This window comes from Streptomyces sp. NBC_00647 (genome assembly GCF_045207245.1).
GTDB lineage: Bacteria > Actinomycetota > Actinomycetes > Streptomycetales > Streptomycetaceae > Streptomyces.
This window is the reverse complement of the sequence record NZ_CP109040.1, coordinates 8,111,994-8,125,025: the sequence shown is the minus strand read 5'-3', so window position 1 is coordinate 8,125,025 and position 13,032 is coordinate 8,111,994. Positions and strand designations below refer to the sequence as shown.

Annotated in this window: 10 protein-coding genes; 5 read left to right on the top strand and 5 right to left on the bottom strand. The window is 71.1% G+C overall.

All coding sequences use genetic code 11. The features are described 5' to 3' along the window. Positions 1–55 precede the first annotated feature (55 nt). Entirely contained in the window at positions 56–529 is a 474-nt protein-coding gene (locus OG788_RS35650) for a roadblock/LC7 domain-containing protein (RefSeq protein WP_351545754.1), read from the bottom strand. 2 nt (positions 530–531) lie between these two features. Next, a complete protein-coding gene (locus tag OG788_RS35645; protein ID WP_406375162.1) occupies positions 532–2,985 on the bottom strand; it encodes an ATP-binding protein in 2,454 nt (817 codons plus the stop codon). 454 nt (positions 2,986–3,439) lie between these two features. Between OG788_RS35645 and OG788_RS35640 the strand changes: the two genes are divergently transcribed. Both OG788_RS35640 and OG788_RS35635 read left to right on the top strand, forming a co-directional pair. Then, positions 3,440–4,399 (top strand): glycine betaine ABC transporter substrate-binding protein, encoded by a 960-nt coding sequence (locus OG788_RS35640; RefSeq protein ID WP_406375161.1) that lies wholly within the window; start codon positions 3,440–3,442, stop codon positions 4,397–4,399. 141 nt (positions 4,400–4,540) lie between these two features. Beyond that, on the top strand, positions 4,541–6,217 hold the full coding sequence (locus OG788_RS35635) for an aromatic amino acid ammonia-lyase (protein ID WP_406375160.1): 1,677 nt from the start codon (positions 4,541–4,543) through the stop codon (positions 6,215–6,217). A 70-nt stretch (positions 6,218–6,287) separates the two neighbouring features. Here OG788_RS35635 and OG788_RS35630 read toward each other — a convergent pair whose 3' ends face one another. After that, on the bottom strand, positions 6,288–7,775 hold the full coding sequence (locus tag OG788_RS35630; RefSeq protein WP_406375159.1) for an MFS transporter: 1,488 nt from the start codon (positions 7,773–7,775) through the stop codon (positions 6,288–6,290). A 311-nt stretch (positions 7,776–8,086) separates the two neighbouring features. Here OG788_RS35630 and OG788_RS35625 point away from each other — a divergent pair, with 311 nt between their 5' ends. Beyond that, the gene (locus tag OG788_RS35625; protein ID WP_406375158.1) at positions 8,087–8,665 is read left to right on the top strand and encodes a TetR/AcrR family transcriptional regulator; all 579 of its coding nucleotides are present in this window, start codon (positions 8,087–8,089) and stop codon (positions 8,663–8,665) included. Between the two features lie 169 nt (positions 8,666–8,834). Continuing rightward, entirely contained in the window at positions 8,835–10,535 is a 1,701-nt protein-coding gene (locus tag OG788_RS35620; RefSeq protein WP_406375157.1) for a protein kinase domain-containing protein, read from the top strand. Positions 10,536–10,599: 64 nt separating this feature from the next. Here OG788_RS35620 and OG788_RS35615 read toward each other — a convergent pair whose 3' ends face one another. Next, entirely contained in the window at positions 10,600–11,001 is a 402-nt protein-coding gene (locus tag OG788_RS35615) for a hypothetical protein (protein WP_406375156.1), read from the bottom strand. A 143-nt stretch (positions 11,002–11,144) separates the two neighbouring features. Between OG788_RS35615 and OG788_RS35610 the strand changes: the two genes are divergently transcribed. Beyond that, on the top strand, positions 11,145–11,588 hold the full coding sequence (locus tag OG788_RS35610) for a PAS domain-containing protein (RefSeq protein WP_406375155.1): 444 nt from the start codon (positions 11,145–11,147) through the stop codon (positions 11,586–11,588). Between the two features lie 131 nt (positions 11,589–11,719). Here the strand turns inward: OG788_RS35610 and frc are convergent, their stop codons facing one another. Further along, the gene (gene frc / locus OG788_RS35605; protein ID WP_406375154.1) at positions 11,720–12,976 is read right to left on the bottom strand and encodes a formyl-CoA transferase; all 1,257 of its coding nucleotides are present in this window, start codon (positions 12,974–12,976) and stop codon (positions 11,720–11,722) included. Positions 12,977–13,032 lie beyond the last annotated feature (56 nt).

Here is a 13,032-nt window from a genome sequence, read left to right as displayed (position 1 = left end):
GTCCTCCCCCTTCACCTCGCGGGGCGTCACCGGTCATGTGCCGCCCCGACGGACGTCAACCGGTCGGTGCGATGCCCACGGTGTTCTTCAGCTCCATGACCAGTTGCGGACTCAGCACCGCACCGGCCCGGTTGGCGAACAGGGTCATCTCGTAGGCGATGTTGCCGAGCTTGGCCTCCTTCGAGGCCACCACTCCCAGTACCGCTCCGGCACCGAGGGCGGACACCAGGACGTGCCCTTCCTCCAGGTCGATGATGACCTTGTTGAGGCTGCCGAGGCCGTAGTTGCCGGAGGCGCCCATGGCGAGGCTGGTGATACCGGAGACGATCGCCGCGAGCCGTTCGGAGTCGGCCTGACCGCGCAGTTGGGAGACCGCGATGAGCAGTCCGTCGGAGGAGACACCGATCACGTCGACGACCCCGGCTGTCTCGGTGGCGAAACGATTGAGCAGCCAGTTGAAGTCGGCAGCGGCGGTCTTCACGTCCGTCGCGGGTTCCGCGGCTCGGGACTCCGGCTCGCCTGTCCACATGGTCACGTGCTCATGCCTTCCGGGGAAGAGGGTCTGGTGTTCTGGTTGTCGGGTACGGCCGGGCCGCCGTGCCTGCCGCCCGGCCGGACGGCCCCGGCCGGGGCGTCCTCGGCCGCGCTCTCACGCTCGGCCCGCAGGACGGCGGCCTCGAACTCGTCGAGCTCGTCGCGCGCCGCCTCGGCATCCGTGGGCGCCCAGGAGGGCGGCCGACGGTGGGTGATCGGTTCCTTGGGCCGCAGCAGCCGGCTCGACGCCGTGCCGGCCGACAGCGTCGCGCCGCGCACCCGGCGGCGCAGTGGACCGGCATCGCCGGGCCGCGCCGGGGCGGTGGGCCCCTGGCCCGGGTCGATCCCGGTGCCGGGCCGGGCGCCGCCGTGTGTCATGGCGCGCTCGGCGCCGGGGTCCGTCCTGGGTTCCGGGCGGCGGGCGTGGCCGGCGGACTCGGTGTCCTGGGCGCGGGCGGGCACCCTGCGGGGCAGGCCCGCGGGTCCGGGCGGCGACTCGACCCGCGCCGGGCGCGGCTCGCTCGGGCCGGAGCGCCGTGCGGGCGGCTGGATGTGCGGGGCCCGTGTCGCGGAGCGGCCGGGGTCGGCGAGCACGAGGTGGGACGTGGGCACCGCCACGGTGGCGGTGACACCGCCGCCCGGAGTGCGGGACAGGACGACCTCGATGCCCCAGCGCCGGGACAGGCCGCCGACCACGAACAGACCGAGGACCTCCGTCGGCGCCAGGTCCAGGCGCTCGCGCCGGATCAGCCGGGCGTTCTCCTGAGCCAGCCGCTCGGGGCTCATGCCGAGTCCGTGGTCGATGATCTCGACGAGCGCTCCGCCCCCTTGGTGCCGGGGCCGCAGGACCACTTCGACGCCGCTGGTCGCCGGGGAGAACATCACGGCGTTCTCCAGCAGTTCGGCGAGCATCAGCGTCAGGTCGCCGACGATGTCGGGGACGACGGTGACATCGCCCTCGGCGTGCGGGGTGACGCGCTGGTAGCCCTCGATCTGGCCGAGCGATGCGCGGACGATGTTGCTGAGCCGCATCGGTTCGGTGTTGAGGCCGGTCTCGCTGATCCCGGCGAGCAGCATGAGGCTGTCGGCGTTGCGCTGGAGCCGGACGGCGATGTGGTCGATGCGGTAGAGCCGGTCCAGCACCTCGGGGTCGGTCTCGCCGCGTTCCACGGAGTCGATCAGGGCGAGCTGACGTGCCGTGAGGTTGCTGACGCGGCGTCCGACGTTGCCGAACATCTCGGCGATGTTGCGCCGGCTGACGACCTGGCGTGCCAGCAGCGCGCTCGCGGTGACCTGAACCTTGTTGAAGGCTTCGGCCAGTTCGCCGATCTCGTCGCGCACCGGCACGGGCACGGCTTCCAGCCGCGGCGGACTCGCGTCGTCGGCGTCGTCGTCGGCGACGCGGGCGAGCTCGGTCTCGGCGGCGCCTGCCACGTGCTGGGCCGCCGCCGTGAGGGTGCGAACGGTCCGCACCACCGAGCGGCGGGTCAGCACGGAGAACAGCAGCCAGGCCGCGAAGGCGAGCAGGTTGCCGACGACCAGCCAGGCCACCCGCCACCAGGCACTGTTCGACGCGGACTGGGCGTCCGCGGCGATCTCGCCGATCAGTGACTGGACGATCTTCAGGCGGTTCTCGGCCTGCCGCTCGTAGGTGGGACCGGCGCGCAGCGCGTCGTCGAGCGCGGCGCGCAGCTGCGCCGCGTTCTCGGCGACCAGACCGCCGGGGTCGACCTGGAGCGCGGCCCAGTGCTGGGCGATGACGCTCTGGTACGGGCTGTGTTCGATCCCGGCGAGATCGGTGCCCTGTTCCTGGCTGGCGAACCGGGTGAACCGCTCGGCCTGGTAGGTGTACTGGTTGTAGTCGCCGACGGCGCCGGTGAACTCGATCAGCGCGTTGGAGTCGCGGGTGCGGGACGCGAAGACGCTGGTCTCGAAGGTGGCGTGGGCGGCGTCGGCTCGCAGCAGTGCGTCGAGAAGATTGCCCGCGGAGGAAGAGGACTCACCGCCGGACCGGCCGAGACCGAGGCCGTTGATGAGGCTCTCGATCACCGCCCCGTACGCCGGGTCGATGTTGTCGGCGGGGATCGGCCCCTCCTCGACGGTCTTGCGGAGGCTGTCCAGACCCTCGAGTTCCTTCAGGGCCTGGGCCTCGGCATCGGGCAGCCGGTCGCTGTAGGCCGCCCGGACCGCTGCGATGCGGGTGCCGACCTGCTCCTGCGCGTCCAGGTAGGCGGAGGTGTCGGGCGACCTCTCTCCCGAGCGGGCCGCCTCGTAGCGCAGGGAGACCAGGAGCGCCTGCCGGTGCTCGGTCTGCACGGCGTCGATGAGCTTGGTCACCTGCGCGCTGTCCCGCACGAGTTGGGCGGTGTCCGCGGCGGACCGGGCCCGGTCGATCTCCCCGTAGACGACATAGGAGAGCATCACGGATATGACCGCGAGCGGCACGATCACCAGAACATTGAGTTTCCGGCGAAAAGGCCAACGGTCCAGCAGAGATGGTGACCGGCCGGTCCGAAGAGCCGTGGACGGCTGCCCCGAGGCGGCTTTTCTGTGCGCGGGCACCCAACCTCCTTGACTTCATTCCCCGTTGGACGCCCATAGGCAGGCCTGCATGGATCAATGGTCACGAACAGCGCGATCGGGCCGACAAGTGGAAGGGGGCCCTCGACGCGGCCAACACTAGCGGCTGCCGCAAGAGTACGGCCGTGATCAACCGAGAAGTGACATGCGGAGGCGCCTGATTCGCTCGGATTTTGGTCACGTTGCGCCTACGGGCTGAAGCTGTACGGTCCCCATCAGTGATCTATTCGTGCCTTGACGGCAGTTGAGGCGGCTCGATTGGATCGTCAGGACCGTCACACCCGCGCCCACCGGCCACCGATGCCCCACCCATTGCCAAGTCTGGATGACCAACGTGACCATCGCCAGAAGTACTCGAACCTCCGCAACCTACGCCGTTTCCCTGCTGGTTGTGGCCGCGGCCGCACTGACGGGCTGTGGTTCCTCCGACGACTCCGGCAAGGACGACCCGCTCCAGGGTGAGCCCGCCAAGGGCGGCACCGTCGTTGTCGGTTCCAACAACTTCCCCGAGAGCATCCTGCTCGCCGACATCTACGGCGAGGCCCTCAAGTCCAAGGGCGTCAAGGTCAGTTACAAGCTGAACATCGGTAGTCGCGAAACCACGTACGGCCTGATCAAGAACGGCACGATCACGGTCCTTCCGGAGTACAACGGCGCGCTGCTCGCCTACCTGGACGCCAAGGCCACCCCGACCACCGTCGAGGAGACGAGCAAGGCCATATCGGCCAAACTCGACCCCAAGCTCTCCCTGTTGACTCCGTCCGAGGCCCAGGACAAGGACGCCATCGCCCTGAACGAGGCCACGGCCAAGAAGTACAGCCTCACGGACAAGTCGACCATCGCCGACCTCGCCGACGTGGCGAAGGACATGGTCATCGGCGGCTCCCCCGAGTTCCAGACGCGGCAGCAGGGCCTGAAGGGCCTGAAGTCGGTATACGGTCTCGAATTCAAGAACTTCAAGGCACTGGACGCGGGCGGCAAGATCACCGTGACAGCCCTCAAGGACAACAACATCCAGGCCGGAGATATCTTCTCGACCGACCCCACGATCAGCAAGAACAAGTTCGTCGTGCTGCAGGACCCGAAGAATCTTTTCGGATTCGAGAATGTAACTCCGCTGACGTACAAGAGCGATCTGCCGGCGGCCGGAGTTTCCGTCCTCAATGACGTCTCGGCGAAGCTCGACACCGAAACCCTCGTGAAGCTCAACAGCGAGGTACAGGTGGGCAGCAAGGACCCGCTGGACGTGGCGAAGGCATGGCTGTCCTCGGCGGGACTCAGCTGACGTCGGGACCGGCAGCCGGCTGACGGGTGCCCGCGGGCCGGGGAGAAGCTCCCCGGCCCGCCCTTCTGCCCTCTGTCTTCTGCACTCTGTCCTCTGTCCTCTGTCTTCTGTCGGCGTACGGCTGAGGAGTGAGCGTCCGTCATGCTCGAGCGCACGGCCGACGCGGCCACCGGCTCCGCGTCCGGCGAGATCACCGGCGGCACCGTGTCGCGCGGCGCGGCCCTTCACGGCCGGGGCCTCGATGCCGCCGCGGTGGCCCGGATCGCCGACGGAGCGACACCTCCTCCCCCGCATCCCGCGGCACTCGAGGCGATGGAACGCACCCGCCGGGCCGCGCGCCGGCTGGCGGCGGAGGGCGCCCGGGTCTACGGGCGCAGTACCGGTGTGGGCGCGCACCGGGGCCTGGCCGTCGAGGAACACGACGGCGCGGGCCATGATCTGCGACTGCTCCTCAGTCACGCGGGCGGCGTGGGCGAGCCCCTCCCCGCACGTCAGGTCCGCGCGATGATGGTGGTGCGCGCCAACCAACTCCTCGTCGGCGGATCGGGATTGGGTCCCGAGATCGCGGTCGCCGTCACGGAAGCCCTCCGCGCCGGAGTGCATCCCCGGGTCCCCGAGTACGGGTCCGTGGGCACCGGCGATCTGACGGCACTGGCCCAGCTGGGCCTTGCCCTCTTCGGCCACGGCACCTGGCTACGGGACCGGGTGGCCTCCGGGAACCGTCCCTCCGGGCGACCCGTCTCCGAGTTCACGCTCCCGCAGGGCCCGTTCGAGGAGAGCCCGTTCGCGGAGAGTCCGTTCGCGGAGAGCCCGTTCCTGACAAGTCTGGCCATTCAACGAGGGGACGCGCTGGCCCTGTTGAGCAGCAACGCCCTCACTCTCGGCCAGTCCGCGCTCGCCTGGCACGATCTCGGTGTCCCGCTCCGCGCCGCGCACGTGGTCGCCGCGCTCTCGCTGCACGCGGTGGGAGGCTCGCTCGAGGCGTACGCGCCCGAGGTCCACCGGGCCCATCCGCACCCGGCGATCGGGCGGGCCGCGGCCCAGGTCAGAGGCCTGCTCGGGGTGGCGGCCGGCGACGGAGCGGTCGTGCCGCAGCCGTCGGGCGGAGTGGCCGCACGGGTGCAGGACCCCTTCGGCTTCCGCTGCTTTCCGCAGGTCCACGGCCCCGCGACGGAGGCGTGGTCGGGCCTGGAGCGGGTGCTGTCGATCGATCTCAACTCCGCCACCGAGAACCCCCTCATCAGCTGGGACGAGACCACGGGCGCCCCCGTCGCACAGCATCACGGCGGGTTCTTCACCGCGCCACTCACCCTCGCGCTCGATCAGCTGGGCCTCGCCGTGCTCGGCACGGCCCGGCTCTCGGCGGCGCGGCTGTCCGCTCTCGGCCGCCCCGAACTGACCGGACTGCGGTCCTACTTGGCCGACACCTCCTCCGCCGGGTCGGGAATGATGATCCTGGAGTACAGCGCGGCGTCCGCCCTCGCCGAGATACAGGCGTGCGCCACCCCGGCCGCGCTCGGGCACGTGGTGCTGTCCCAGGGCATGGAGGAGGCGGCGACCTTCGCGACCCAGGCGGCTCGCAAGTCGCTGCGGCTGGCACAGGCGTACCGGCTGGTCGTGGCCTGCGAACTCGTCGCCGCCGTACGGGCGTTGCGTCTGCGCGGCACCCCGCCCACTCCGGGCACCCCGGCGGGGCGTGCCTACGTGCGCGCGGCGGCGGTTCTGGACCCGGACATGCGGGACCGTCCCCTCACGGACGATGTGACCGCCGCGTCGGCCCTGCTCGACGAGTTCGCCGAGATCGGCCCCGCCGGCTGAGAAGCTCTCGTCGGCGGGGCCGCCCCCGGGCCGCGGGGACGATGCCGGCCCCGTGGCCACGGAAGCCGGGTCAGCTCCGCGCGCCCGGAGCGACGGCCTCGCCTTCCGTCGCCGCACCGGCACCGGCACCGTCACCGGGGGTCCCGCTCACGGTCCGCCCCGAAGCCCGGGGTGTGCCGGAGAGACGTGCCGTGCGCCGGACGGGGACGAGGAGCGCGGCCAGTGCGGCGGCCAGGCAGAGCAGGGCGAGCAGGGTGAACCCGTGGGTGTACCCGGACTCGTACGGCAGGCCCGAGGACTGGAGCCGGCCGGTCACCAGCACGCTGGTCACCGCGGCGCCGATGGAACCCCCGATGGTGCGGATGTTGGCGTTCATCCCGGTGGCGGCGCCGGTCTGTTCGGCCGGGACGCTGCCGACGATGAGGTTGGCCATCGCGGCGAAGGCGAGTCCGATGCCGAGGCCGAAGACACCCGCCGCGAAAGCGATCTGCCACGGCCGGTCGTGCCAGAGAGCCAGGAATCCGCAGGCGACCGCGCCGAGCGCGGCACCGGCGACCAGCAGCCTCTTGGCGCCGAGGACGGGCTCGAGGCGACCGCTCAGCACGCCCGAGCAGAACATCGCGATCAGCATCGGCAGCATGAGCAGTCCGGCCGCGGTCACACTCGCGCCGAAGCCGTAACCGGCCGAGCTCGGAGTCTGGACGAACCCGGGGAGGAAGGACCAGATCGCGTACATGCCCGCGCCGAACAGCAGCGCGGCGGTGTTGGTGGTCCACACGGCGGGCAGCCGCATGATGCGCAGGTCGATGAGCGGGCTGCGGGAGCGGGCCTCGGAGCCCAGCCAGAGCGCGAAGAGCAGCACGGCCGTGACGAAGAGACCGATCACCTTGGCCGACCCCCAGCCCCAGTGGCTCGCCTGGCTGAGCGGCAGCAGCAGCGCCACGAGCCAGCCCGAGAGCAGCACGGCGCCGAGCCAATTCACGCGCCCCTGGGCCCGGTTGGGAGACTCGGGGACGTAACGCAGGGCGATCAGCGTGGTGGCCGCGACGACGGCGACGGGGATCCAGAACAGCCAGCGGTAGTCGAGGGCGGTCACGATCGGACCGGCCGCCACCATGCCGACTCCCCCGCCGGCGGCGATCACGGCGGACAGGTTGCTGATGCTGCCGCTCACCTGGGACGCGGCGAACTCGTCCCGGATGATGCCGAAGGACAGCGGGAACAGGGCTCCGCCGATGCCCTGCACGACCCGGGCGACGATCAGTACGCCGATGGTGGGCGCGAGCGCGGCGAGCAGACAGCCGGCCAGGACGGCCAGGAGAACGGCGACGAGGGTGCGTTTCTTGCCGATCAGGTCGCCGACCCGGCCGAGGATGGGCGTGAAGATCGACGCGGACAGCAGGTAGGCGGTCATCACCCAGGTCGCGGTGGACTGCGAGGTGTGCATCGCGTGCTGGACGGTCGGCAGGGCCGGTGCGATGAGCGATTGCAGCATGGCGAACACGCCGGCACCGGTCGCGAGGACCGCGAAGGTGAGGCGGGTGGACGTGCGGGGCATGAAGAGCCTCTCCGGACAGGATGCGGCCGAGGTACGGGCCACGGTCGTACGGGACGGGCAGGTTGCGGAGCGGTGTCGGGCACACCGACGACCGCGACGGCGGTCGCGGAATGGACGTGCGCGGGTGGGGCCGTGCGTGCGGTTCACCGCACGCTCCGCCGGGGATCGAGGACGGGGGCACGAGCGCGCCGGCTACGCGTGCGGCCGCACGCGTCCACGCCGAACGCACCCCGACTGGTAAAGTGGAGGTACCCCTCCACTGTAGCGGAGGCATACCTCCGTTTCAATCCGGATGCAGCCGGGAGGCAGCAGTGACGGCACAGCCGTTCCCCGTCAGCGAGATCGTCGCGTCCCGGCGGCCGCACCGGAAGGACGCGGCCCGGAACTACGACGCGCTGCTGGCGGCCGCCCGCGAGGCGTTCGCGGAGAGTGGCGCGGAGGCCTCCCTGGAGGACGTGGCCCGACGCGCCGGTGTCGGCATCGGCACGCTGTACCGGAACTTCCCGACCCGCCGCCATCTCTTCGAGAGCGTCTACGCGGGCGAGGTCGACGACCTGTGCCGGGTCGCCGAGGAGGTCGCAGACCTGGAGCCGTGGGTGGCGCTGACGTCATGGCTGCGCCGCTTCGTGGACTACACGGTCACCAAGCGGGCCATCCGCGAGGCCCTCAACGACGAGTCGGAGATCTTCCTGGCCTGCCGGGAATCGATGTACGCCGCCGGCGGCCCCCTCTTCGAGCGCGCGCAGAAGGCGGGCGAGGCGCGGGCCGACATGACCTTCGACGACCTGCTGCGCATGGTCGCCGGCATCACGGCGACGAACTTCCTGGACGACGCCCAGCGCGACCGCGTCCTGTCGGTGGCACTGGACGGGGTCCACGCACCCCGCTGACCAGGGGTCCGGCAAGAGGCGATGCCGGGGGTCGGCCACCCCCTTCCTTCCTCCCCGGCGACCGCATGACCGACGGACCCCACCGGCTCGCACGACTGGGCTAGAGTCGGCGCGATCCCCGGTCCGACGTTCTGCCGTGGGGGTTTGCGCGCTGGGGGATGACGGCACCATGCGGTACGAACACGTGGAACTCTCCGGATACGAGATCCAGGGGGTCCTGGGCCGAGGCGGCTTCGCCACGGTCTACCGGGCACGCCAGTTGGCGGTGGGCCGGGAAGTGGCGCTGAAGGTGGACGGCAGGGCGCTGGCCTCGGACCGTGACCGGCAGCGCTTCCTGCGCGAGGTCACGGCGGCGGGGCAGTTGTCCGGGCATCCGCACGTGGTCCCGGTCTACGACGCGGGCGTCCTCGGTGACGACCGCCCGTACATGGTCATGGAGTTGTGTCCCGGCGGCTCGCTCGGCGACCGCCTGCACCGCCATGGACCGCTCACCGTCAAGGAGGCCCGCGACATAGGGCTGGGCATCGCCGACGCGCTGGCCGCGGCGCATGACCTCGGGGTGCTGCACCGCGACATCAAGCCGGGCAACATCATGGTCAACCGGTACGGCGCCGCCGCCCTCACCGACTTCGGTCTGGCGGCCATCCCCAGGCCCGGCCGGGAACTGTCGGTGACACGCGAGGCGCTGACCCCGGCGTACGCGCCGCCCGAGGCCTTCCACCTGGCCGAACCCACGACGACCGGTGACGTGTACTCGCTCGCCGCGACGCTCTACGCCCTCCTGCGCGGCCGTCCGCCGCACCATCCCGAGGACGGCACCCAGCTCAGTCTCGCGGAACTCATCGTCCGGCACACCTGGCCCTACCCCGATCTGCCGGGAGTGCCCAGCGCCTTCAACGAGCTGCTCAGACATGCCCTGGCGACGGATCCGGGGTCCCGGACGCCGGACGCGGGGACGCTGCGGGACGCCCTGGCCACCGTCGACGTCGACAGCACCGATCGGGGCGCGTTCGGGCCGGCGCCCCGCATGGCCACCACCGTGCCCGCGCACCGGAACGCGCCGCCCGCGCCCGACACGCCGTACACGCCGCCCGGCACCGTTCCCCCGCCGCCCTCGGGCCCGGTGACTCCGGACGGTCGGCCCGGTGGCGCGGGCGGGGGCGCCGGGCCGCGCCCGGAGGGCGGCCGCGCGGACGACGAGCGCGGCGGACCCCCGTCCGCCGGCGGGGCGAGCACGGTCGCGGAGCCCGGGGACCGCAGGTCTTCGCGGTGGCGGCCCGGACTGATCGGCGTGCTGGCGGCCGTGGTCACGGTGAGCGTGTCCGTCACCCTGGTGATCCATGAGTACGGGTCTCCGGGCGGCCCCGGCTCCCGGTCCGCCGGGTCCCCGTCCGCGAAGGCCACGGGCAAGGGTTCGCCGGGCGGCGACGCGGCCTTCGGCGGCGTGCGGACCACCCGTCACGGCTGCGCCGCCGCGGACGTCGAGGGAGTGGGCGGCCGCTGCGTCACGACCGCCGAGTGCTGGAGCGGCATCACCGACATCTCGGGGTCGATCACCGTCAGCCGCGCCGACTGCCATGTCGAGCATGTCTGGGAGACCTTCGCCATCGCCCCCCTTCCCAAGGACGGGATGACGTACAACGCGAGGGATCTCGCCAAGCATCCCGACGTCCGGGCGCTGTGTTCCCAGCAGGTCATGCGGAAGTCCCTGACGTCCACCGGCCGCGCGGACGGCTCCCGCTGGGACGTGGACGTCCTGCCGCCGACCCCCGCGCAATGGGCCGAGGGGCTGCGGGTGTTCCGCTGCGTCGCCGCGGCGCTCACGGACGACGGCCTGACCACGAACAGCCACTTCGGGGTGACCGGGTGACGTGACGTCACGCGGTTTGCCCCTCCGGTGCCACCCGTCCGTCGCGTCGCCGCCCCGGTCGCATTCAGGTGATCGGCCGGGCGGACCCGGTGCGGCACAGCCACTGCCAGCGCCGCCGCTCGGTGACGCACGTGGCGGCGGCCAGCAGGGTGACCGGGCCCGCCGCCCAGCCGGGCCAGGCCAGCCACGAGCACACCACCGCCGCGACGAGTTGCAGCAGAACCAGGAGCACGGTCGCCCAACCCGGCACCGGAACAAGGACGTTGCTCTTGTCCCCCGGTATGGCGAACACGGTCGGCAGACCGATCAGCACCACGACCGAGAGCACGGCGAGCGGCCAGGAGTGGCCGGACAGGGCCCAGGGCGTGGCCACCCAGGCCACGAGTTCCGTCGCGAAGCGCAGAACGGACGCCGTGCGGTCGTCGGGTCTCCCCGAAGCGGTCTCTCCAACAGCGGTTTCGGTCACGGCGAGACGATCCCACGCACGGCACCCGATCACCAGGGGCCCGTGGAATCAGTTCCCCTCACCAACAGCCCCCGCACGCAAGGGATCTTCCTGTCCGGGATTCTGTATACTGTCGGCACCACTGGCCCCGGTTCGGAGGCGACATGGACAAGCTCGATCCCGAGGTGATCCTGGGCATGGCCGCCCAGGCACCCGACGGAGTGGTGATCGTCGACAGCGACAACCTGATCCGCTACTGGAACCGGGGCGCCGAGCGCATCTTCGGGTTCTCCGCGGCCGAGGCGGACGGCCGCAGCCTGGACGTCATCATCCCGGAGAAGCACCGCCGTCGGCAACGGCTTCCGCACGGCCATGGAGAAGGGTGCCACCAAGTACGGCGAGGCGGACCTCCTGACGGTTCCCGCGCTGGCGGCGGACGGCCGGACCCTGTCCATCGAGTTCAGCGTGGTGCTGCTGGCCGGGAGCGACGGCGCGTCGTACGTCGGGGCCGTCATCCGGGACGTCACGGCGCGGCGCGCCCGCGAGCGGGAGATGATGCTGCGGCGGTCCGAGACCGGCGCCGACCGCGCGAGCGTCTGAGCGCGTGACGTGTTGACCGCGTGACCGACGGATGCGGTGCCGCGAGACGGAGCACCGGACCCCATCGACGCCCGAGTGCCCCGCGAACGGTATCCGTTCGCGGGGCACTCGGGTGCGCGAGGCCGTCCGGGCGTCGACGTCAGGCGACGACCTTCCCCTCGTGCAGCCTGCGGATGGCGTCCGCGTCATAGCCGAGGTCCGCGAGCACCTCGTCGGTGTGCTCGCCGAGCAGCGGCGCGCCGGTGATCTCGGGCTTGAATCCGGAGAACTTGATCGGGCTGCCCACCGTCAGATAGGTGCCGCGCTCCTTCTGCTCGACCTCGACGATCGTGCCGCTCTTGCGCATGTCGGGGTCCTCGGCGAGCTCCTTCATGCTGAGCACCGGCGCGCACGGCACCTCGAAGGTGCGCAGGATGTCGACCGCCTCGTACTTGGTCTTGTCCGCCAGCCACTTCTCGATCTCGCCGAAGATGTCCATGATGTGCGGCTGACGGGCCAGGGCGGTGTCGTACTCGGGGTCTTCGGCCCACTCCGGCCGGCCGATGGCCTCGCAGGTGCGGACCCAGTTCTGCTCCTGGACCGTGAAGTAGATGTAGGCGTTGGGGTCGGTCTCCCAGCCCTTGCACTTCAGGATCCAGCCGGGCTGCCCGCCGCCGCCGGCGTTGCCCCCGCGCGGCACCGCGTCGCCGAACTCGCCGTTCGGGTACTGCGGGTACTCCTCCAGGTGGCCGACCCGCTCCAGGCGCTGCTGGTCGCGCAGCTTGACCCGGGTCAGGTTGAGCACGGCGTCCTGCATGGACACCGAGACCTTCTGGCCGAGCCCGGTCGCGTTGCGCTGGATGATCGCCGTCAGCAGGCCGATCATCAGGTGCATACCGCTGTTGCTGTCGCCGAGCGCGGAGCCGCTGATGGTGGGCGGTCCGTCCCAGAACCCGGTGGTCGACGCGGCGCCACCGGCGGCCTGGGCGACGTTCTCGTACACCTTGAGGTCGTTCCACTGGGAGTCGTCGTTGAAGCCCTTGACGGAACCGAAGATCAGCCGCGGGTTGAGCGCGTGGATGTGGTCCCAGCCGAGACCCATGCGGTCCATGGCGCCCGGCGCGAAGTTCTCCACCAGGAGGTCGGCCTCGCGGATCAGCCTCTCCATGACCTCCTTGCCCTCGGGGGACTTCGTGTTGATCGCCAGGGAGCGCTTGTTGCTGTTCAGCATGGTGAAGTAGAGGGCGTCGAGGTCGGGGATGTCCCGGAGTTGACGGCGTGTCACATCGCCTCCGCCGACGCGCTCGACCTTGATGACGTCGGCGCCGAACCAGGCGAGCAGCTGCGTGCACGCGGGACCGGCCTGGACGCCGGTGAAGTCGATCACCTTGATTCCGGCGAGCGGCTTTTCACTCATGGTGGATTCCTTCTCGTGAATGATCTCGGTGCGGAAGTCGGCCGTACGGGAGGGGA